Source organism: Microbacterium sp. STRO-1N (assembly GCF_057748015.1).
Genome location: NZ_CM173234.1, coordinates 3,504,649 through 3,523,567, shown reverse-complemented (window position 1 = coordinate 3,523,567; position 18,919 = coordinate 3,504,649). Strand labels below are relative to the sequence as shown.

Sequence of the window (18,919 nt, the reverse complement as noted above, 5' to 3'; positions counted from 1 at the left end):
TCTCCGGGGCTACCCCGGAGGACGCAAGTCGATCTGGGACGACCGCCGCAGGCGCTCGACTGCGCTCCGCGCAGCTCCGCGCCCGCACTGATGGACGAGTCGGCCGCGGGCCATCGCACGCCCGCTCCTGACGCCGAGCGCCGTGCTCGGACGGCTGCCACCTGATGACGGACAGGGCGGCGCCGGGCGCCCGGGTCGTCGCGCGGGCACCGCATCCGACCCCGTCTGCAGTAGCGGATGCCCTGGCAGATGCATTCCTCGCGGCCGAAGAGTGGTCGGCCGATCACCTGATCGAAGCCGGAGCGTTCGTCCTCGGTGCCCGCCGACGCTGGCTCAGGCCGCTTGTCGCTGACGTCTTGGAGAGCTTCGTCCGCCCGCCTGTCGATGCTCCGCGACTGCTCGCGGCGCACGTCCGCGACGCCCCCGCATACCGCGAAGCGGTGCGGAAGGCGAACGAACGAGGGTCCTCGCTCCGGATCGCGCATCGCACCGTGACCGCATCGCACTCGCGCGAGACGGCCGGAGCACTGCCCAGGATCGACAGTGTCGCCGAGCTCGCCGCGATGCTCGAATTGAGCGTCGGCGAGTTGGACTGGTTTGCAGACAACAAGCAGTGGAATCGCCGCGCACCCTCCGGACCGCTCCACCACTACTGCTACGAGTGGCGAACGCGACCCGGACGGATTCCGCGACTGCTGGAGATCCCGGAGAGGCGTCTTCGCCACGTCCAGCGCACCCTCCTGCAGGGCGTCCTCGCCCTGGTCCCCGTCAACGATGCCGCGCACGGGTTCATACCGGGGCGGAGTGCGATCACCGGGGCCTCCCGCCACGTCGACTCGGACATCGTCATCTGCCTCGACCTCACCACGTTCTTCGCGCGCGTGACTGCCGGGCGCATCTACGGCACGCTGCGTCAGTCCGGATTCTCCGAGCCGGTCGCCCACACGATCACGGGGCTATGTACGAATGCCGTCCCGCCCCGCGTTCTCGCTGCGATGCCGCAGGGCGGGTCATCGGACGAGCGATTCGCGCTGCGTCGGGCCTTGGCGGGCACTCATCTTCCGCAGGGTGCTCCTTCTTCGCCGATGGTGGCCAACCTCGCCATCCGCCGGCTCGATTCCCGGCTGACCGGTTGGGCTGCCGCGGTCGGGGCGACCTACACACGATACGCGGACGATCTCGCCTTCAGCGGTGGCGAGATGCTCGCGAAGCGACCGGACGCCTTCGTGCGCGGCGCCCGGCGAATCGTCGAAGACGAGGGGCATTCGGTCAATGCGAAGAAGACGCGGCTCAGGCAAAGAGGTGTCCGCCAGACCGTCACCGGGATCGTTGTGAACCAGCGCACCAACGTCTCGCGAGCCGACTACGACCGGCTGAAGGCGACGATCCACAACTGCGTGACGCTGGGTCCGGCGACGCAGAATCGTGCGCATGTCGGCGACTTCCGTGCTCACCTGCTCGGGCGCATCTCGTGGGTGGAGAGTGTGAATCCCGACCGCGGGAGGAGACTCAGAGAGGAGTTCCTCCGCATCCGCTGGTAGACGTGGCGGTTATGCCAGCGTGATGTCGACCTGGAGCTCGGTCGTCAGGCGCTCGAGGTCCGCGCGCAGCAGGTCCAGGTCGGCGGATGCCGGAACCTCGGCCACGACGGATGCCTCGAACAGGCGTCCGCCGGCCATCGCGGCATCCCGCGTCTCGGTCGTCATGCTCTCGATGCTCAGCTCGTGCGTGCTCAGGACGGCGGAGACCTCGCGGACGATCCCGGGACGGTCGTTGCCGAGGATCTGCAGAGTGATCGGTCGGGCCTCGGAGTCATCCGCGGCATCCGAACCGGCGTGCACGGCGACCGTCAGCAGGCCGTCCAGCTCGCGCAGCGCGGCCGCCAGATCTGCGCGGCTGTCATCGGGCACGGACACCTGGATCACGCCGGCGAAGGCGCCGGCGAGCTCGGCGAGCTGACTGTTCTCCCAGTTGCCGCCGTGCTCGTCGACGATGTCGGCGACGGCGGCGACGAGCCCTGGACGATCCGAACCGACGACGGTGAGGATGAGCGTTGTCATGCCAGAAGCGTAGCCCTCACTCGGACCAGACGCCCGTCGAGAGGAAGCGATCCATCCGAGCCCGGTGGGGTGCGAGATCCCAGCCCTGCGCGGCGATCCATTCGTCCGAGTAGTAGGTGCCGGCATAACGGGCCCCGCCGTCGCAGATCAGGGTGACCACGCTTCCGGTCTCGCCCGCCGCGCGCATCCGTGCGATCAGCTGGAAGGCCCCGACGAGGTTGGTGCCCGTCGAGCCGCCGGCCCAGTGCATCGTGCGCTCCTGCAGCAGTCGGATCGCCGCGACCGACGCGGCATCCGGAATCTGCAGCATCTCGTCGATGACCCCGGGGACGAACGAAGGCTCGACGCGGGGACGCCCGATGCCCTCGATGCGGCTCGGTGTTCCCGTCGTGTAATCGGGCGCGCCGGTGCTCCAGCCTCCGAAGAACGCCGAGCCCTCTGGGTCGACGACGGCGACCTTCGTGTGGTGCCGGCGGTAGCGGACGTAGCGGCCGAAGGTCGCGCTGGTCCCGCCGGTCCCGGCGCCCACGACGATCCAGGACGGGATCGGATGCCGCTCTCGTTCCATCTGGCTGAACACGCTCTCGGCGATGTTGTTGTTGCCCCGCCAGTCCGTGGCGCGTTCGGCGTAGCTGAACTGGTCGAGGTAATGCCCGCCGCATTCGGCGGCGAGGCGCTCGGCCTCGGGGTACATGTCGGGTGCGCGGTCGACGTAATGGCAGCGGCCCCCGTAGAACTCGATCAGCTCGATCTTCTCCGGGCTCGTCGACCGAGGAACGACCGTGACGAAGTCGAGCCCCAGCATCCGCGCGAAGTACGCCTCCGACACGGCCGTCGACCCGCTGGATGCCTCGACCAGCGTCGTGCCCTCGTGGATACGGCCGTTGACGAGCCCGTACAGGATCAGCGAGCGGGCCAGCCGGTGCTTGAGGGACCCGGTCGGATGCACCGATTCGTCTTTGAGGTACAGATCGATGCCCCACTCGACGGGCAGCGGGAACACGTGCAGGTGCGTATCGGCGCTGCGGTTCGCATCGGCATCCAGCAGGGTGATCGCAGTGCTGGTCCAGGAGGTCATGGTCTCGAGCGTAACGGGGTCACACCGAGACGGTGCCGGCGCGAGATGCGCCGCCCGTACCGTCGATGTGCAGCAGTGACGCTTCGGACTGCTCGCGTCGAAGCTGGAACTCGAACCGCGACCGGTCGCCGCGGTGGTGCGCGATGAAGAACTCGATCGGGCGGTCGTCGGCGTCGCGGCTGATGCTGCGCAGCCGCAGCAGGGCAGAGCCGGCGCTGACGCCGAGGTGCTGCGCCTGCTCGTGCGTCGCGACCGTCGCCTCCGCCGAGCGCACACCATGGCTGGCGTGGATGCCGTGCTCATCGAGCAGGCGGTAGAGGGACGCCTCGCTCATGTCCACGCCGAGCGTCACGGCGCCCACGTCGTCCGGCATCCACGTCGTCGACAGCGACCACGGCTCGTCGTCGACGTAGCGGAGCCGCTCGAGCGCCACGACGGGCGTGCCGACCGGGACCTCGAGGGCCGCGGCGACCTCGTCATCGGCATCCTCCCGCTCATGGCGCAGGACGTCGCTGTGCACATGACCGCCGCGGCGGGCGACGTCGTCGTACAGGCCGACCAGCGTGTGCACGAGGCTCTCGCTCGTCCGAGGACGCGAGACGAAGGTGCCCTTGCCCTTGACGCGCTCCACCAGTCCCTCGTGCTCGAGCTGCGCGAGCGCCTGGCGCACGACGGTGCGCGAGATTCCGTAGCGCTCGCACAGCCGATGCTCGCCGGGGAGGGGATCACCGGGCTGCAGGCCGTCGCGGGCGATGCCGTCGATGATCAGCTGTCGCAGCTGGTCGTACATCGGGGCGGCGGAGTGCCGATCGATCTCGTCCATGCGCGCCATGTCAGTACGCCACCCCGGCGCGCAGGATGACATTGGCGTACGGAGTGAACTCGCCGGAGCGCACGAACGCCCTGGCCGCGTGCGTGCGCTCCTTGAAGTCCTCGTGCGGGATGAGATCGATCTCGATGCCGGGGAGCCGCTCGCGCAGCTGTTCGAGCACGTGCGGGCTGACCTCGGCGACTTCGGCGGACACCGTCGCCCGCTCGACGACCATCTCGGCCAGCACGGTGTCGAGCACGTCGAAGAAGGCCGGAGCGCCTGGACGATAGGCGAGATCGATCCGTTCCGATCCCGGAGGAATCGGCAGGCCGGCATCGGTGACGACGATGAGGTCGGTGTGCCCGGTCTCGCTGATGACCCTGGACAGGGCAGGGTTGATGGTCGTCGCGGTCTTTCGCATGTTCGCTCCGATTCAGTGCGTGATCCGCGACGCCAGGAGGGCATCGACGTCCGCGCGGCGGGGAAGGCTGGGCGAGGCGCCCTGCTTGGTGACGGTGAGGGCGCCGGCCGCGGTGGCCAGGCGCACCGCGTCGGTGAGGGAGGCCCCGACGGCGAGGGCGGCCCCGAGATAGCCGGCGTACGCGTCGCCGGCCGCTGTGGTGTCGACGGCCTCGACCGGAAGCGGCGGGACGAAGGATGCCCCGTCGGCCGTGACGACGCTCGAACCCTGCGCGGCGAGCGTGATGACGGCGGCGCCGACCCCCTGTGCGAGGAACCAGCGGCCGGCGCGTTCGGCGGACGCGGGGTCGGTGACCTCGATGCCGCTGATCAGCGACGCCTCGGTCTCGTTCGGCGTGACGATGTCGATATTCGCCCACACCTCGGGCGGGAGGTTCGTGGCCGGGGCCGGGTCCAGGATCACCGTGAAGCCGAGCTCGCGACCGCGGGAGGCGATGTGCGCCGTGAGCGCCGACGGCGTCTCGAGCTGGGTGAGCAGAACGCCCGTCGACGGCGCCAGTGCGTCGAGGGCTGCGTCGATCTGCTCGGTGCTCAGATGCGCGTTGGCCAGTGGCACCATGACGATGTCGTTCTGGGCGGATGCGTCGACGCGGATGTGGGCGATCCCGGTCGGACCGGGCACGGTGCGCAGATGCGTCAGGTCGACGCCGGCGTCGCCGAGGCTGTCGACGACGAGGTCGTGGAACAGGTCGTCGCCGACGCATCCGACGAAGCTCGTCCTGGCGCCGGCGAGACCGGCCGCCACCGCCTGGTTCGCGCCCTTGCCGCCGAGGAAGAGTGTGAACTCGTCGCCGAGGATCGTCTCGCCCCTGGCGGGCAGTCGCTGCGAGAAGGTGGTCACGTCGGCGGTGACGCTGCCGACGATGACGACGCCCGAGCGCTCGTCGAGGGATGCGGTGGTCATTGCGCTCCTGTGGTGTTTGACTTCGCCGTCTGCTGCCATAACATTAGCCGAGATCCAACCTGTAACGACAGGTTGCGCGCCCGAGGAGATCCGATGACTCAGCCTGCCCCGATCGCGCCGCGTCTCTACGTGGACAGCGCAGACGTCACGCGCGTCTCGCACCTGCTCGCCGCGGGCGTCGTGCACGGAGTGACGACGAACCCGACGATCCTCGAGCGGGGCGGTCGGCGCGCGGCGGAGATCCCCGAGCTCTACGCGCGCTGGGTGGACGAGGGCGCGCGCGAGGTCTTCTTCCAGACCTGGGGTGGCGACGCCGCCTCCTTCCTGCGCAACGCCGAAGGGATCAGGGCCCTCGGAGATCGGGTCGCCGTGAAGGTTCCGGCGACCGCGGAGGGATTCGCCGCGGCATCCGCTCTGGTCCGAGACGGGGCCGCCGTCCTCGTGACTGCCGTGTACTCGGTCGCGCAGGCACTGGCCTGCGCGAGCATCGGCGTGCAGTACATCGCGCCCTACCTCGGTCGGCTGCGGGAAGCCGGAGTCGACGGCGATGCGCTGATCCCGCAGATGCAGGAGGTGTGCGCCGGCAGCCCCACGAACGTGCTGGCGGCCAGCCTTCGTTCGGCCGCCGACATCGTCTCGCTGCGCCTGGCAGGCGTGCCCTGCTTCACCGCCGCGCCGGACGTGATCGACGAGGTGCTGTTCCACGAGGTCAGCGACGCGTCGGCCGCCGAGTTCGACGCGGCGATGGTGAGGCTCGGGGCGTAGCCCGGTCCAGACTCAGGGGGTCGCTGCCTGGCGCAGCCACCGCTCGACACCGGCGATGTGCGCGGTGGCGAGCGAGGTGGCGAGATTCGGATCGTGCTGCGCGATGGCGTCGGCGATCCCGCGATGCTCGGCGAGCGTGCGCTCGACGGCGCCCTGCTCGGTGAGTCCGCGCCACACACGCGCCCGCACGGTCTGACTGCTCAGGTGCTCGATGAGGCTGGCGAGGTAGGCGTTGCCCGCCATCCGCACGATGTCCCGGTGGAAGCGGATGTCGTGCGCGACGAGGTCGTCGATCGAGACATCCGCATCGATGCTGTCGAGTTCGTCGTACAGGGCCTGCACGTGCTCTCCGTCGCCGAGGGTCGCGGCGAGGCCGGTGGCCTGGGACTCCAGCATCCGGCGCACCGCGAAGATCTCGAGCATCGAGTCGTCGTCGTGCATGTCGACGACGAACGAGATGGCCTCCAGCAGGAGGTGGGGTTCGAGGCTCGTCACGTACGTGCCGTCGCCGCGTCGCACATCGAGCACCCGGATGACCTCGAGGGCCTTGACGGCCTCGCGCATCGAATTGCGCGACAGGCCGAGGCGCTCGGCGAGCTCCTTCTCGGGCGGGAGGCGGTCGCCGGGGGCGAGCTCGCCCGACACGATCATCGCTTTGATCTTCTCGATCGCCTCGTCCGTGACTGCCATGCGGTCATCCTCGCACAGTGATCGGATGTCTGCGGCAGGATGGGGACATGCGCGTTCTCGACTCCCACCTGCACATGTGGGATCCGTCCCGCCTCGACTACCCCTGGCTCGAGGGTCCGTTGCGTGCGCGGTTCGATGCGCAGGCTCTGCGGGCCGCGCGCGGAGAGGACGCCGTCGAGCATGCCGCCGTGTTCGTCCAGGCCGCCTGCGTCGACGAGCAGTTCCTGGATGAGGTCGCCTGGGTCGCGTCGCTGGACGAGAGCATCGGCGTGCGCGGCATCGTCGCAGGTGCGCGACTCGACCAGGGCGAGCAGACCCGCCGCTACCTCGACGTGGTCGCCGGTCGCCCACTCGTGGTCGGGGTGCGCCACCTGCTGCAGGGCGAGCCGGTCGGCTTCGCGGTCACCGAGGTCTTTCGCGCCGGAGCGCACGAGCTCGTCCGGCACGGCCTCACGTTCGACGCCTGCGTGCGCGGTGCGGCGCAGCTGCGCGACGTCATCGCCCTGGCGGATGCCGAGCCCGAACTGCGCATCGTGCTCGACCACCTCGGCAAGCCGGTCGTCGGCACGGCGTCCGCCCCGCTCGTGCCGGACGCCGAGTGGGTCGACGCGATCTCCGAGCTCGCGGCGCGTCCGCAGGTGTCGTGCAAGCTCTCCGGACTTCCGGCCGAGGCGGGCGGCTCGTGGAGCGCCGCGCAGGTCGAACCTTTCCTGGACGTCGTCGCGACAGCCTTCGGGCCCGACCGGATCATGATCGGCAGCGACTGGCCCGTGTCGGCCGTGACGGCTGCGGGCTGGTCGGGCGGCGATGGGCTGGCCGTGGATGCCGCAGCGATCCCGACCTGGACGCGCACGATCGCCCGGTGGGCGGACGCGCGCGCGTTCGACGTCGATGCGGTGCTCTGGCGCAACGCCGCGCAGTTCTACGGACTGGGCTGATCCCGGAGCGCTTCGCTCCTACTCCGCGCGCAGCCGCAGTTGCGCCATGCCGCCGTCGACCTCGATGAACGTGCCGGTGGTGGATCCGGCATCCGGCCCGACGAGATAGGCGACAGCGGCCGCGACCTCCTGCGGCGAGACGAGTCGTCCGTGCGGCTGGCGCGCCTCCAGCGCCGCGCGCTCGGCGGCCGGGTCGGCGGCCTGGTCCAGCAGGCGACCGACCCACGGGGTGTCGGCGGTCCCCGGGTTCACGGCGTTGACGCGGATGCCCTCGCGAAGGTGGTCGGCGGCCATCGCCCGCGTCAGCGCGGAGACAGCTCCCTTGGATGCCGTGTACAGCGCGCGCTGCGGGAGTCCGGTCGTCGAGGCGATGGATGCCGTGTTGCACACCGCGGCGGCGGGCGAGCGCCGCAACCAGGGCAGCGCCGCCGTCGTGACGCGCGCGATGCCGGTGACATTGATCGAGAGCACGCGCGCCCACTCGTCGTCGTCGTTCGCGGCGATGTTGCCGACCGCGCCGATGCCGGCGTTGTTCACGACGATGTCGATGCGGCCGAAGCGTTCGGCCACGGCGGCGACGGCGGCGTCGACCGACGCGCGATCGGAGACGTCGGCCGTGAATGCGGCGAACGCGGTACCTGAGGTGTTCAGATCCAGTACCGCGATCTCGGCGCCGTCGGCGTGCAGGCGTTCGGCGATCGCCGCGCCGATGCCGGAGGCACCACCGGTGACGATCGCGACAAGGCCCTCCAGCCGCCCGCCCTGTCGAAGAGTCATTCCGCTGCCTCCCATGCCACGAACTCCTGCCGCTGGTGTCCGAGGCCGTCGATCTCGATATCGACCACATCGCCCGCCTTCAGGTACGGGAACTTCCCGCCGAAGGCGACGCCCTGCGGTGTTCCCGTGAGGATGAGGTCGCCCGGTTCGAGCGTGACGTACTGCGAAAGGTGGTGCACGATCGTGCGCACGTCGAAGATCATGTCGTTCGTGTTCGAATCCTGGCGCGGCTCGCCGTTGACCCAGCTGCGCAGGCGCAGCTCGTCGACGTCCACCTCGTCGGGGGTGACGAGCCAGGGGCCGGTCGGATTGAACCCGAACGCGATCTTGCCCTTCGACCACTGTCCGCCGGAGACCTCCATCTGGAATGCCCGCTCCGACACGTCGTTCGCGACGACGTAACCGGCGATGTGAGCATCCGACTCCGAAGGCGAGTCGAGGTACGCGGCGCGCTCGCCGATGACGATGCCGAGCTCGACCTCCCAGTCCGTCTTCTCGCTGCCGCGCGGGATCGTGACGGCGTCGTTCGGCCCGACCACGGTGTTGGGGGTCTTCAGGAACATGATCGGGATCGTGGGCGGCTCCGCTCCGGACTCCCGAGCGTGCGCGGCGTAGTTCTGGCCGATGCAGATCACCGCGCTCGGGCGCGCGATGGGGGCGCCGATGCGCAGTTCGGCTGCTCCGGCGAGCTCGGTCAGCTCACCGGCATCCAGAGCCGACGCGACCCGTGCGCGGAAGTCGCTGGACAGGAAATCCCCGTTCACATCGGATGTCACGGGTCGCAGGTCGAGGTGACGATCGCCGTCCAGGAGGACGGGAATCTCGGATCCAGGGGCGCCAAGCCGCGCGAACTTCATGATTCTCCTGCTTCGTCGGGGAGTGGCCGTTCGACGGCCGTTGTCATTGACAGTATAGACATCGGATGTTTACACTCCAAGAGATCCGCGCAGATCGATCAGCGCTGCGCAAGGAAGAGGGAACCGTGAGCCGCATCGTCGCACTCGAGACCGCCGACGTCCGCTTTCCGACGTCGCTGAGCCTTGATGGCTCGGACGCCATGAACCCCGATCCGGACTACTCCGCGGCGTACGTCGTCATCCGCACGGATGCCGGGGATGCCGGTCATGCGTTCGTCTTCACCATCGGCCGGGGCAACGACGTGCAGGTCGCGGCGATCGACGCGCTCGCCGGCCATCTCGCAGGTCGGGAGATCGAGCCGCTGCTGGATGACATGGGCGGCACGTTCCGAGCGATCATCGGAGACTCGCAGCTGCGCTGGCTGGGACCCGAGAAGGGCGTCATGCACATGGCGATCGGGGCCGTGATCAACGCGCTGTGGGACATCAAGGCAAAACGCGCCGGGCTCCCGCTGTGGCAGCTGCTCGCGCGCATGACCCCCGAGGAGATCGTCGACCTGGTCGATTTCCGCTATCTGACCAACGCCCTCACCCGCGAGGACGCGCTCGAGATCCTCCGGGCAGCCGTGCCCGGCCGAGCCGATCGCGAACAGGAGCTGCTCGCCAGCGGATACCCCGGGTACACCACGAGCCCCGGCTGGCTCGGATATTCGGACGAGAAGCTCGAACGCCTCGCACGCGAGGCGATCGCCGACGGGTTCACGCAGATCAAGCTCAAGGTCGGTGCCGACCTCGAGGACGACATCCGCCGGTTCCGCAAGGCGCGCGAGGTCGTCGGTCCCGACTTCCCGATCGCGATCGACGCCAATCAGCGGTGGGAGGTCTCAGAGGCGATCGAGTGGGTCAATGCGCTCGCCGAGTTCCACCCGGCGTGGGTCGAAGAGCCCACCAGCCCGGACGACGTGCTCGGCCACGCCGAGATCGCCAGAGGCATCGCGCCGATCAGGGTTGCCACCGGCGAGCACGCGCAGAATCGGGTGATCTTCAAGCAGCTTCTCCAGGCGGACGCGATCGGCGTGATGCAGATCGATGCAGTGCGCGTCGCCGGCGTCAACGAGAACATCGCCAACCTGCTGCTCGCGGCGAAGTTCGGCATTCCGGTCTGCCCGCACGCCGGCGGCGTGGGCCTCTGCGAAGCCGTGCAGCATCTGTCGATGTTCGACTTCGTCGCCGTCACCGGCACGCGCGAGGGCCGCATGATCGAGTACGTGGATCACCTGCACGAGCACTTCGTCGTCCCGACCGACATCCGCGGCGGGTCGTACATGGCGCCGACGGCGCCGGGTGCGGGCATGGAGATGAAGGCCGAGAGCATCGCCGCCTACACCTGGACGGGTGCGCATGCCCTCGCGTGAGCTTCCGGTGCTCGGGTACGGCGCCGCGAACGTCGGCAATCTCTTCCGCGCGCTCACGGATGACGAGGCGTGGGAGATCCTCGACGCCGCATGGGAGAGCGGCATCCGCTACTTCGACACCGCGCCGCACTACGGACTCGGACTCTCCGAGCGGCGACTCGGCGCGTTCCTGCAGACGAAGCCGCGCGACGAGTTCGTGCTCTCCACCAAGGTCGGCCGGCTCCTGCGTCCCAACCCGCAGCACACCGGCGGGCTCGACATCGCGCACGACTTCCACGTGCGCGACGACCTGATGCGGGTGTGGGACTTCTCGGATGCCGGGATCCGCGCGAGCCTCGACGAATCACGCGAGCGGCTCGGCCTCGAGCGCATCGACATGCTGTACCTGCACGACCCGGAACGGTACGACCTCGATCTCGCGATCGACAGTGCGTTCCCGGCGCTCGAGCGTCTGCGCGCTGAGCACGAGGTCAGCGAGATCGGCATCGGATCGATGGTCTCGGAGGCTCTGACACGCGCCGTCCGCGAAGCCGACCTCGACACGATCATGGTCGCCGGACGCTTCACCCTGCTCGAGCAGCCGGCCGCCGCCGACGTGCTTCCGGCCTGCGATGACACCGGAACGGGGATCGTCGCGGCATCCGTGTTCAACTCGGGGCTGCTCGCGCAGAGCGAACCGCGCCGCGACGGACGCTACGAATACGGGGCGCTGCCGGACCAGCTGTGGGCACGTCTGGTGCGGATCGCGGACATCTGCCGCGCCCACGACGTTCCGCTCCCCGCGGCGGCGATCCAGTTCCCGCTGCAGGCCGCGAGCGTGCGTTCGGTCGTCGTCGGCGGCAGCCGGCCGGCCCAGCTGCGCCAGAATGCCGAGTACGCTGCCCTCGGCATCCCTGCCGATCTGTGGGCGGAGCTCGCTGACGAAGGACTCATCCCCGGAGGTGCGGATGCTTGAGGGAATCCACCCGCTGCTCACCGGAGAGCTGCTGTTGCACCTGGACCGGATGGGTCACTCCGATTCGGTCGTGGTGGCCGATGCGCACTTCCCGGCATGGGCTCTCGGCGCACGCGTGGTCGATCTCCCTGGCACCACGACCCCCGAAGTCGTCGCGGCGATCCGCACGGTGCTGCCTCTGGACGATGCGCCGGGGCTCGACCTCATGGAGTCGGCGGATGCCGCGGTGCTCGACGTGCAGCGCGAACTCATGGCGGCGGCCGGCACCGTCGAGACGACGACGCGCTTCGTCGAGCGCTTCGCCTACTACGACGTCGCGAAGGCGGCGTACCTCATGGTCCGCACCGGCGAGACGCGGAAATACGGCAACGCGCTGCTGCGCAAGGGTGTCGTCGGGCACGCCTCCGCCTGACGGCCGCTATCGCGCGGCGATGATCTGATCGGCGACCTCTTCCGCGGAGCGTCCGTCTGTGTCGATGACGATGCTCTCCGCCGGTCGGATGCCGGGGTCGGCCGCCTCAGCGACGGACACTGCGACGGATGCCGTGACCTCGGCGTCGTTCAACCCGAGCCGCCGGTCCCCGACGAGCGGGGGCCCTCCGCCTGCCGCGCGAGCGCGGATCCGTGCGGCGATCGCGTCCGGTGAGGCGTGCAGCCAGAGTGTGCGCGCGGCCGGCAGGGCCCGGCTGAGCTCGCGGGCGGTTGCGGCATCGCCCGTGACGATGAGGCTCTCGATGCCCCTGGCGGCCATGACGCGCGCCAGGGTGAGGGTGTTCTCGGTGCGCAGCGATGCCTGCGCGATCGGATCGTCGCCCAGGAACCCGACCTGGTGGCTGTCGATGTACCCCACGCGCTCGCCGGCCCACGCGCTCTTGAGGAACGCGAGGAATCCGGCAGTCGAGGCACCGACGCCACCGGCGCCGGTCAGGAGGGTGACGGTGGTCGCGGCATCCGATTCAGGCGGGAGCGGGCGCCCGGCGACGGGCGAGTCGGCCAGTTCGCGCGCGACTCCGCCGAGGGAATCCGCGACCTGCGCGGCCGGCAGATGCGTCGTGTCGACGGAGAGGTCGACCCAGGTCGCGTCGAACCCGTGCGCGTACGCGACGGATTCCGGCGCGAGCTCGACATTCCAGCCGCGCTGTTCGACGCGGTCGACCAGAGCGTCGTCCGCCGCGCCGAGGTGGATCACGCGCACGTCCCCGCGGGCAGCGTCGGGCAGCAGGCGCGCGAGGTGCGATTCGTCGTCCATGATCCCCGCGACGATCAGCAGTTCGGCTCCGGCGGCGCGGAAGCGCGGCTCGAGGGCCATGAGTCCGTCGGCGATGAAGACATCCTCGCCGATCTCGACGCCGCTGACGTTGCGGAGCTGGTCGGCGTCGACGAATGCCGCGGTGACGCCGGCGTGGGACAGGCGCTGCTGCAGCGTCCAGCCGACGGTGGATTTGCCGACGCCGGAGGGGCCGGTCAGCCAGAGGAGGGGGAGCATCGGTTCAGCGTAGCGATGACGCTCAATCGATACTTGTCAGTCGATTATCGATTACGCTAAGGTGGGCGCATCCACCCCTGTCGTGCACCGCTGCACGACGCCCCGAGTCTGGAGACCGCGATGAAGCGAGCTGCGACGACATTGATCCTGACCGCCCTGGTGGCGACGGCACTGCCGGCGCTCCACCCCGATCCCGCATCCGCGGTCGACGAGCCGCCGGGGGACGTGATCTACATCGCCCCAGGTGGCGACGACACGGCAGCCGGCTCCGTGGACGCACCGCTCGCCACACTCGAAGCGGCCCGCGACGTCATCCGCGAGCGCAAGGCGGCAGGCACGCTGTCCGCGGACGGGGCCACCGTCTACCTGCGCGAAGGGAGCTATCAGCGCTCCGCGTCCTTCGCGCTCGGCGCCGAGGACTCCGGCACAGCGGATGCCCCCATCGTGTACCGCTCCTACCCCGGCGAAGTGGCGACGCTCACCGGCGGTCAGGCCCTCTCGTACGAGGACTTCCACCTGACCCAGGACCAGGCGGTCCTGGACCGCGTGATCGAGGAGTCCGCCAGGGACGACATCCGGGAGATCGACCTGGCAGCGCTCGGCATCGACGACTACGGACAGCTCAGCCGTCACGGCTACTGGAAGGCGAACGACGTCAGCAGCACCCCGCCGATGGAGCTCTACATCGACGGGCAGGGCATGACGCTGGCCCGCTGGCCCAACGCGGGTGCGGCCAAGGAAACGGTGCAGATGGGCGACATCATCGATCCCGGCCCCACGCGCGCGGATGCCGACCTGCAGGAGCGCGGCGGCACGTTCACCTACACGTACGACCGTCCGCAGCACTGGACCCAGGCCGAGGACGTCTGGCTGGACGGCATCTTCGGCTACAGCTGGGAGTGGTCCTACAACAAGATCGAGGCCATCGACACCGAGGCCAAGACCATCACCCTGCGCTACGGCGAGATGTCCGGAATCATGAAGAGCTGGTTCCCCGACTTCCACTTCGCGCAGAACCTCCTCGAAGAGCTCGACGCCCCGGGGGAGTACTACATCGACAGGGCCGCGGGGAAGCTGTACCTCGTGCCGAACGCCGCGTTCCTCGCCGGGCGGGGTGCACCGGTGGTGACCACGCTCGACGAGCCGATGATCCGCGCGGACGGCGCCTCGCACATCACCTTCGACGATCTCGTGCTCGAGTACGGGCGCGCCACGGCCGCCGTCGTCCTCGGCGGCTCGAACGTGACGATCCAGCACAGTGACATCCGCAACTTCACCGACGGCGGCGTGCTCATCAACTCGCCGGGACGATACACCTACGACGGCATCCCCGTGAACCGCGGCGGCAAGGACCACGCCGTTCTCGCGAGTGAGCTCAGCCACATCGGCGGAGTCGGCGTCGTGCTGCAGGGCGGCGACAAGACGACCCTGACGGCGGGGAACAACAGCGTGCAGAACTCCGAGATCCAGGACTTCGCTTACTACCACAAGGCATACAACCCCGGCGTGATGTTCGACGGGGTCGGCAACGTGGCCCGCGGCAACGAGATCCACGACGCCCCGCACCCCGGCATCATCGTGCACGGCAACGATCACCTGTTCGAGCAGAACGAGGTCTACGACGTCTGCAACACGTTCCACGACCTCGGGGCGATCTACATGAACTCCGGGATGACGCCCCAGCAGCGCGGGCACGTGTTCCGGCAGAACTACTTCCATGACATCGGCGCGGGCATGGCCGGAGTCGAGGGGATCTACGCCGACAACTTCACCTGGGACCTCACGATCGAGAAGAACATCTTCGTGAACATGGGCAACAGCGCCATCAAGAGCGGATCGGCCGACTACATCGAGGCCACCAACAACATCTTCGTCGACGCGAACGTGCCCTACGACAACTACGAGCTGTGGATGGGCGATCAGGAGGGCAACACCGTGGACCGTGCGTACATGCCGGAGTGGGAGAAGGTGTTCGCCGAGAACAACGACTTCGTCGGCACGCCGTATCTCGAGAAGTACCCCGAGCTCGGTCACTTCTTCGAGGACAACCACTACTTCCCCGACCACAGCACGTTCGCCAGGAACGTCGTGTGGAACCCGACCGTGCCTCGCCAGTCGCAGGTCAACGCGCAGGGGGCACGAGACGTCAACGAGCTGCTGAACTACGACAGCAACTGGGTGAGCGACGCCGACCCCGGATTCGTCGATGCGGCGAACGGCGATTACCGCTTGGCCGAGGATGCGGCGGTGTTCTCGCAGATCCCCGGATTCGAGGACATCGGCTTCGGCGAGATCGGCACGAAGGGACACATCGGACAGACGCAGTCGCCCGAGTCGGTGCCGCTCGAGGCGGTCGCGTTCGACGCGGAGGCCGTCGCGCTCGACGTCGGAAAGGAACTGCTCGTTCGGGCGACGCCTCTGCCGTGGAACGCGGATGACGCCGGCCTCGTCTACGCATCGGCCGATGAGGCGATCGTCACCGTCGACGGCGGGAAGCTCACCGGCATGGCGCCCGGTTCGACGACCGTGACGGTGACCGCGGCATCCGATGCCGGGATCACGGACACGCTCGAGGTGACTGTCGGCGAAGGCGACGGCGTGCTGCACTTCACGGACTTCGAGGACGGCCCGAACGGCTGGCTGACGGACCCGAACCGCAGCATCGTCACCGCAGAGGGCGGCGATCACGTCTACCGGATCGTGAACGGCGCGAACTCGCAGCTGCCGCGGGACTTCACGAACTTCGTGCTCGACTTCGACGTCACGACGCCCGAGACGATCCCCGCGAACGCGGTCATGATCGTCTACAACCGCAACAGCGCCGGTGGCGGCTACATCCGCTACCGCAATGCGACGGCCGGCCCGACCTGGACGATCTTCGACAACGCGTGGCAGACCGTCGGCGAGGTCATCCTCGATCCGGCGAAGGCGCTGCCGGCCGCGGCGACGAGCCATGTCCGCATCGCCGTGCAGGACGGTGCGATCCGCATCGTGGTGAACGGGGAGGTCGTGCTCGAGGGCACGGATCCGGCCCCCGGTGCCGCCGGGAAGGTGGGGTTCTACACCGAGGGCTTCTCGCACCTGGACTTCGACGACATCGGCTTCTCGATCTCGGCGGTCCCGGTGGACGGCATCGCCCTCGACGCCGCCGAGCTCGCCCTGCAGACCGGTGAGCGCCGGCCGGTGATCGCGACGGTGTCGCCGCAGGACGCCAGCGACGTTCGCGTCACCTGGTCCAGCAGCGATCCGGCCGTGGCATCGGTCGCGGACGGCACCGTCTCCGCGCTCGCCGCCGGTGAGGCGACGATCACGGCCACGTCGGTCGCCGACCCGTCGATCTCGGCGACGACGGTGGTGACGGTCGCGGATGCCGAGCACCCCACGGTGGCGCTCGGCGACCAGCTCGCCGATGCGGCGAACTGGACGCAGTCGGACAAGGTCGACTTCGATCAGGGGACGATCCGAGTAGGCGCCGAGGGAGTGCACGGCTACGAGACCGAGCGTTTCGGAGACGGGCTGCTGGAGTTCGACGCGACCTTCGGAGCGTTCGACGGCGGCTGGTACGGCTTCCAGGTCCGGTCCGATCAGACCGGCATCCCCGCCTGGCAGAACTCCAACACCGGGTACCTCGCGGTGATCAAGGAGGACACGATCGAGTTCCAGAGCTGGAGTCCGGGGCAGACGATGCTCGACATCATCCCGAATACGGCGATCGAGCCGGGAAGCACGCATCGCATCGCGTTCGGGGCGGTCGCTGAGGGGACCGGAACACGCATCGTCCTCCAGGTGGACGGGAAGACCGTGTGGAATCGGCTGGATGCCAGAGAGAACCTGCGCATTGGCGCCGACGGGTTCTTCAACGTGTATCACTACGCCAAACAGAACAGCATCACGCTGACGAGAATCGCACCGCCGGCCACCGTGGCGGGGGTGGCGTGGGCCGCGGACGCCGCGCCCAAGGTGAAGTACCTCGTCGGCGAGGAGCTGGACGTGACCGGGATGATCCTGGACGTCACCTGGAGCGATGGCACGACCACCAGGGTCGATGTGACTCCCGAGATGGTGACCGGCTTCGACAGCGGAAAGGTGCGTCCGCACCAGAAGCTGTCCATCGCGTACGAGGGGAGCGCGGTGGAACTGACGGTGTCCATCAAGAAGAAGCAGAAGTGAGCCGGTGGCGCGGCTCACGGACCTTCAGGTTCGTGAGCCGCGCCATTAGCGATAGTCGATAATGAACGTAAGATGGTGGGTATGGCAGAAGCACTGGCTCCGCAGGGACTGCAGCGAGGGCTGCTCTCCGACCAGATCTACCTGATGATCAAGGCGATGATCAAGGACTCCAGCCTCGCCCCGGGCGAGCAGTTGGTCGAATCGCAGCTCGCCCGTCAACTGGAGGTCAGCCAGGCACCCGTGCGCGACGCGCTGAAGCGTCTGGCGCATGAGGGACTCGTGTCGCACATCCGCCACCAGGGCAACTTCGTCGCGACCTACACCGACGACGAGGCCGCTCAGGCCAAGATCGCGCGCGTCGAACTCGAGGGCCTCGCCGGCCGGCTGGCCAGCGGCAACCTCGATGCGGACCGCCGCATCGAGCTGACCACGCTCATCGAGCAGATGCACGCGGCCGCCGATGACTCCGACCTGCCGGCTTTCCGCGAACTCGACTTCGTCTTCCACCGCGCCGTGATCGAAGCGAGCGGCAACGTGTACCTCCCCAAGATGTGGGACCTGCTCGAACCCAGCCTGCGCGTCATGCACGTGCTCGGCGACCCGACCTTCACGGGGGACTGGCACGAGGTCGCCGACTGGCACCGCGGGCTCCTGGACGTTCTCGACGCCGGAGATCCGGACGCGGCTTCCGCCCTGTTCCGCCGGCACGCGGCCGGGACGCTCCTCGAGGATCAGGACGCGCCGAGCGCGTAGACCCGATCGGCGGTGCCGTGCCAGACGGCGGCGGCCTCGTCCGGACCCAGTCCGGTCAGCATCCGCGCGGTCGCGGCGACCACCTCGCCGTGCGAGAGGTGCCGAGCGGACATCGGCCAGTCGCTGCCGAACATCATCCGATCCGGGCCGAACGCCTCCACTGCGGCATCCGAGATCTCTCGCCGTTCGCGATCGGTCCGAGTGGTGAGGACGCCGGAGAGCTTGGTGTGCACGTTGCCCCGGAGCGCGATTTCGATGAGATCGGAGCGCCAGGGGGCCGTCGGGGTGCTGTTTCCGAGCCCGAGATGGCAGAGCACGATGCGCAGCTCGGGATGCCGGTCGGCGAACGCCGCGACACCGGCGAGCTGCTCCGGGCGGATGAGGAACTCCAGGACCCGGTCGGTGCGGGTGAGGCCGTCGGCCAGGGCGTCCAGCCCGGCGACGTCGGACAGGTCCGCGGCACATTGCGGAATCGCCGCTCGAAGTCCGGCGACCGACGGACTCAGCACCGCGGCGGATCTGCCGGCCCACTCGCCTGGCACCGCCGAGTACTGCAGCACGATGCGCGACAGCATCCGACTCTGTGCGGCCTGCGCGGCGAGCCAGGCGGCTTCGTCGAGAGTGTCGGCGGCCTGCACGGCGATCGCGGCATCCACGGCCGCCTCTGCCTCGAGGTCGACCGCCGTCACGCGCGGTGCGAGCCCCATATCGTCACGGAACCAGGACAGCGGATGCCGCGTGCGATCCCAGAGATGGACGTGGGCGTCGACGACGCGCATG

The 18,919-nt window shown here is 69.0% G+C and carries 18 protein-coding genes and 2 pseudogenes; 9 read left to right on the top strand and 11 right to left on the bottom strand.

Annotated elements, in window-relative coordinates; genetic code table 11:
• Positions 1–164 precede the first annotated feature (164 nt).
• On the top strand, positions 165–1,541 hold the full coding sequence (locus tag AC3ANJ_RS17025; protein WP_488317328.1) for a reverse transcriptase family protein: 1,377 nt from the start codon (positions 165–167) through the stop codon (positions 1,539–1,541).
• Between the two features lie 9 nt (positions 1,542–1,550).
• Here AC3ANJ_RS17025 and AC3ANJ_RS17020 read toward each other — a convergent pair whose 3' ends face one another.
• Entirely contained in the window at positions 1,551–1,886 is a 336-nt protein-coding gene (locus tag AC3ANJ_RS17020; RefSeq protein WP_488319303.1) for a glycine cleavage system transcriptional repressor, read from the bottom strand.
• On the opposite strand from AC3ANJ_RS17020, the pseudogene AC3ANJ_RS17015 reads away from it, so the two are divergent.
• Positions 1,785–2,027, top strand: a pseudogene (locus AC3ANJ_RS17015) (hypothetical protein); the annotation flags it as partial. The gene AC3ANJ_RS17020 and the pseudogene AC3ANJ_RS17015 overlap by 102 nt on opposite strands.
• On the opposite strand, the pseudogene AC3ANJ_RS17010 reads toward AC3ANJ_RS17015, so the two are convergent.
• From AC3ANJ_RS17010 to AC3ANJ_RS16990, 5 genes and pseudogenes are all read right to left on the bottom strand, one after another.
• Positions 1,917–2,186, bottom strand: a pseudogene (locus AC3ANJ_RS17010) (ACT domain-containing protein); the annotation flags it as partial. The pseudogenes AC3ANJ_RS17015 and AC3ANJ_RS17010 overlap by 111 nt on opposite strands.
• Positions 2,077–3,138, bottom strand: a complete 1,062-nt coding sequence (cds1, locus tag AC3ANJ_RS17005; RefSeq protein WP_488317327.1) for an L-cysteine desulfhydrase Cds1 — start codon at positions 3,136–3,138, stop codon at positions 2,077–2,079. The gene cds1 and the pseudogene AC3ANJ_RS17010, both read right to left, overlap by 110 nt.
• A 19-nt stretch (positions 3,139–3,157) precedes the next feature.
• Complete coding sequence (locus AC3ANJ_RS17000) at positions 3,158–3,970, bottom strand: GntR family transcriptional regulator (RefSeq protein WP_488317326.1); 813 nt, start codon at positions 3,968–3,970, stop codon at positions 3,158–3,160.
• A gap of 1 nt (position 3,971) precedes the next feature.
• Entirely contained in the window at positions 3,972–4,370 is a 399-nt protein-coding gene (gene rbsD / locus AC3ANJ_RS16995) for a D-ribose pyranase (RefSeq protein ID WP_488317325.1), read from the bottom strand.
• 12 nt (positions 4,371–4,382) lie between these two features.
• Positions 4,383–5,333, bottom strand: a complete 951-nt coding sequence (locus tag AC3ANJ_RS16990; protein WP_488317324.1) for a ribokinase — start codon at positions 5,331–5,333, stop codon at positions 4,383–4,385.
• A gap of 93 nt (positions 5,334–5,426) precedes the next feature.
• Between AC3ANJ_RS16990 and AC3ANJ_RS16985 the strand changes: the two genes are divergently transcribed.
• Positions 5,427–6,098: a transaldolase family protein gene (locus AC3ANJ_RS16985; RefSeq protein ID WP_488317323.1), complete on the top strand. Its 672-nt coding sequence runs from the start codon at positions 5,427–5,429 to the stop codon at positions 6,096–6,098.
• A 12-nt stretch (positions 6,099–6,110) separates the two neighbouring features.
• Here AC3ANJ_RS16985 and AC3ANJ_RS16980 read toward each other — a convergent pair whose 3' ends face one another.
• Positions 6,111–6,788 (bottom strand): FadR/GntR family transcriptional regulator, encoded by a 678-nt coding sequence (locus tag AC3ANJ_RS16980; protein WP_488317322.1) that lies wholly within the window; start codon positions 6,786–6,788, stop codon positions 6,111–6,113.
• A 47-nt stretch (positions 6,789–6,835) separates the two neighbouring features.
• Here AC3ANJ_RS16980 and AC3ANJ_RS16975 point away from each other — a divergent pair, with 47 nt between their 5' ends.
• Complete coding sequence (locus AC3ANJ_RS16975; RefSeq protein WP_488317321.1) at positions 6,836–7,726, top strand: amidohydrolase family protein; 891 nt, start codon at positions 6,836–6,838, stop codon at positions 7,724–7,726.
• Positions 7,727–7,744: 18 nt separating this feature from the next.
• Here the strand turns inward: AC3ANJ_RS16975 and AC3ANJ_RS16970 are convergent, their stop codons facing one another.
• The gene (locus AC3ANJ_RS16970) at positions 7,745–8,503 is read right to left on the bottom strand and encodes an SDR family NAD(P)-dependent oxidoreductase (RefSeq protein WP_488317320.1); all 759 of its coding nucleotides are present in this window, start codon (positions 8,501–8,503) and stop codon (positions 7,745–7,747) included.
• A complete protein-coding gene (locus tag AC3ANJ_RS16965; RefSeq protein ID WP_488317319.1) occupies positions 8,500–9,360 on the bottom strand; it encodes a fumarylacetoacetate hydrolase family protein in 861 nt (286 codons plus the stop codon). The genes AC3ANJ_RS16970 and AC3ANJ_RS16965 overlap by 4 nt, the downstream gene beginning before the upstream one ends.
• Positions 9,361–9,485: 125 nt before the next feature.
• Between AC3ANJ_RS16965 and AC3ANJ_RS16960 the strand changes: the two genes are divergently transcribed.
• The 3 genes from AC3ANJ_RS16960 to AC3ANJ_RS16950 are packed head-to-tail and all read left to right on the top strand — an operon-like array spanning position 9,486 to position 12,142.
• Positions 9,486–10,775 carry an L-fuconate dehydratase gene (locus AC3ANJ_RS16960; RefSeq protein ID WP_488317318.1) on the top strand — a complete coding sequence of 430 codons (1,290 nt, stop codon included), beginning with the start codon at positions 9,486–9,488 and terminating at the stop codon, positions 10,773–10,775.
• Positions 10,762–11,730, top strand: coding sequence for an aldo/keto reductase (locus AC3ANJ_RS16955; RefSeq protein ID WP_488317317.1), 969 nt, complete (start codon positions 10,762–10,764; stop codon positions 11,728–11,730). The genes AC3ANJ_RS16960 and AC3ANJ_RS16955 overlap by 14 nt, the downstream gene beginning before the upstream one ends.
• Positions 11,723–12,142, top strand: a complete 420-nt coding sequence (locus AC3ANJ_RS16950; RefSeq protein WP_488317316.1) for an RbsD/FucU family protein — start codon at positions 11,723–11,725, stop codon at positions 12,140–12,142. Before AC3ANJ_RS16955 ends, AC3ANJ_RS16950 begins: the two co-directional genes overlap by 8 nt.
• A gap of 6 nt (positions 12,143–12,148) precedes the next feature.
• Here AC3ANJ_RS16950 and AC3ANJ_RS16945 read toward each other — a convergent pair whose 3' ends face one another.
• The gene (locus AC3ANJ_RS16945) at positions 12,149–13,216 is read right to left on the bottom strand and encodes a shikimate kinase (protein ID WP_488317315.1); all 1,068 of its coding nucleotides are present in this window, start codon (positions 13,214–13,216) and stop codon (positions 12,149–12,151) included.
• A 120-nt stretch (positions 13,217–13,336) separates the two neighbouring features.
• Between AC3ANJ_RS16945 and AC3ANJ_RS16940 the strand changes: the two genes are divergently transcribed.
• Positions 13,337–17,386, top strand: coding sequence for an Ig-like domain-containing protein (locus AC3ANJ_RS16940; RefSeq protein ID WP_488317314.1), 4,050 nt, complete (start codon positions 13,337–13,339; stop codon positions 17,384–17,386).
• Positions 17,387–17,467: 81 nt separating this feature from the next.
• The gene (locus tag AC3ANJ_RS16935) at positions 17,468–18,139 is read left to right on the top strand and encodes a GntR family transcriptional regulator (protein ID WP_488317313.1); all 672 of its coding nucleotides are present in this window, start codon (positions 17,468–17,470) and stop codon (positions 18,137–18,139) included.
• On the opposite strand, the gene AC3ANJ_RS16930 is transcribed toward AC3ANJ_RS16935, so the two are convergent.
• Positions 18,118–18,918 (bottom strand): amidohydrolase family protein, encoded by an 801-nt coding sequence (locus AC3ANJ_RS16930; protein ID WP_488317312.1) that lies wholly within the window; start codon positions 18,916–18,918, stop codon positions 18,118–18,120. The two genes, AC3ANJ_RS16935 and AC3ANJ_RS16930, sit on opposite strands and share 22 nt — an antisense overlap.
• Position 18,919: the final 1 nt, after the last annotated feature.

Coding starts and splice junctions, on each gene's coding strand:
- AC3ANJ_RS17025 (WP_488317328.1), top strand. CDS start 165: ATGACGGACAGGGCGGCGCCGGGCGCCCGGGTCGTCGCGCGGGCACCG.
- cds1 (WP_488317327.1), bottom strand. CDS start 3,138: ATGACCTCCTGGACCAGCACTGCGATCACCCTGCTGGATGCCGATGCG.
- AC3ANJ_RS17000 (WP_488317326.1), bottom strand. CDS start 3,970: ATGGCGCGCATGGACGAGATCGATCGGCACTCCGCCGCCCCGATGTAC.
- rbsD (WP_488317325.1), bottom strand. CDS start 4,370: ATGCGAAAGACCGCGACGACCATCAACCCTGCCCTGTCCAGGGTCATC.
- AC3ANJ_RS16990 (WP_488317324.1), bottom strand. CDS start 5,333: ATGACCACCGCATCCCTCGACGAGCGCTCGGGCGTCGTCATCGTCGGC.
- AC3ANJ_RS16985 (WP_488317323.1), top strand. CDS start 5,427: ATGACTCAGCCTGCCCCGATCGCGCCGCGTCTCTACGTGGACAGCGCA.
- AC3ANJ_RS16980 (WP_488317322.1), bottom strand. CDS start 6,788: ATGGCAGTCACGGACGAGGCGATCGAGAAGATCAAAGCGATGATCGTG.
- AC3ANJ_RS16975 (WP_488317321.1), top strand. CDS start 6,836: ATGCGCGTTCTCGACTCCCACCTGCACATGTGGGATCCGTCCCGCCTC.
- AC3ANJ_RS16970 (WP_488317320.1), bottom strand. CDS start 8,503: ATGACTCTTCGACAGGGCGGGCGGCTGGAGGGCCTTGTCGCGATCGTC.
- AC3ANJ_RS16965 (WP_488317319.1), bottom strand. CDS start 9,360: ATGAAGTTCGCGCGGCTTGGCGCCCCTGGATCCGAGATTCCCGTCCTC.
- AC3ANJ_RS16955 (WP_488317317.1), top strand. CDS start 10,762: ATGCCCTCGCGTGAGCTTCCGGTGCTCGGGTACGGCGCCGCGAACGTC.
- AC3ANJ_RS16950 (WP_488317316.1), top strand. CDS start 11,723: ATGCTTGAGGGAATCCACCCGCTGCTCACCGGAGAGCTGCTGTTGCAC.
- AC3ANJ_RS16945 (WP_488317315.1), bottom strand. CDS start 13,216: ATGCTCCCCCTCCTCTGGCTGACCGGCCCCTCCGGCGTCGGCAAATCC.
- AC3ANJ_RS16940 (WP_488317314.1), top strand. CDS start 13,337: ATGAAGCGAGCTGCGACGACATTGATCCTGACCGCCCTGGTGGCGACG.
- AC3ANJ_RS16935 (WP_488317313.1), top strand. CDS start 17,468: ATGGCAGAAGCACTGGCTCCGCAGGGACTGCAGCGAGGGCTGCTCTCC.
- AC3ANJ_RS16930 (WP_488317312.1), bottom strand. CDS start 18,918: ATGCGCGTCGTCGACGCCCACGTCCATCTCTGGGATCGCACGCGGCAT.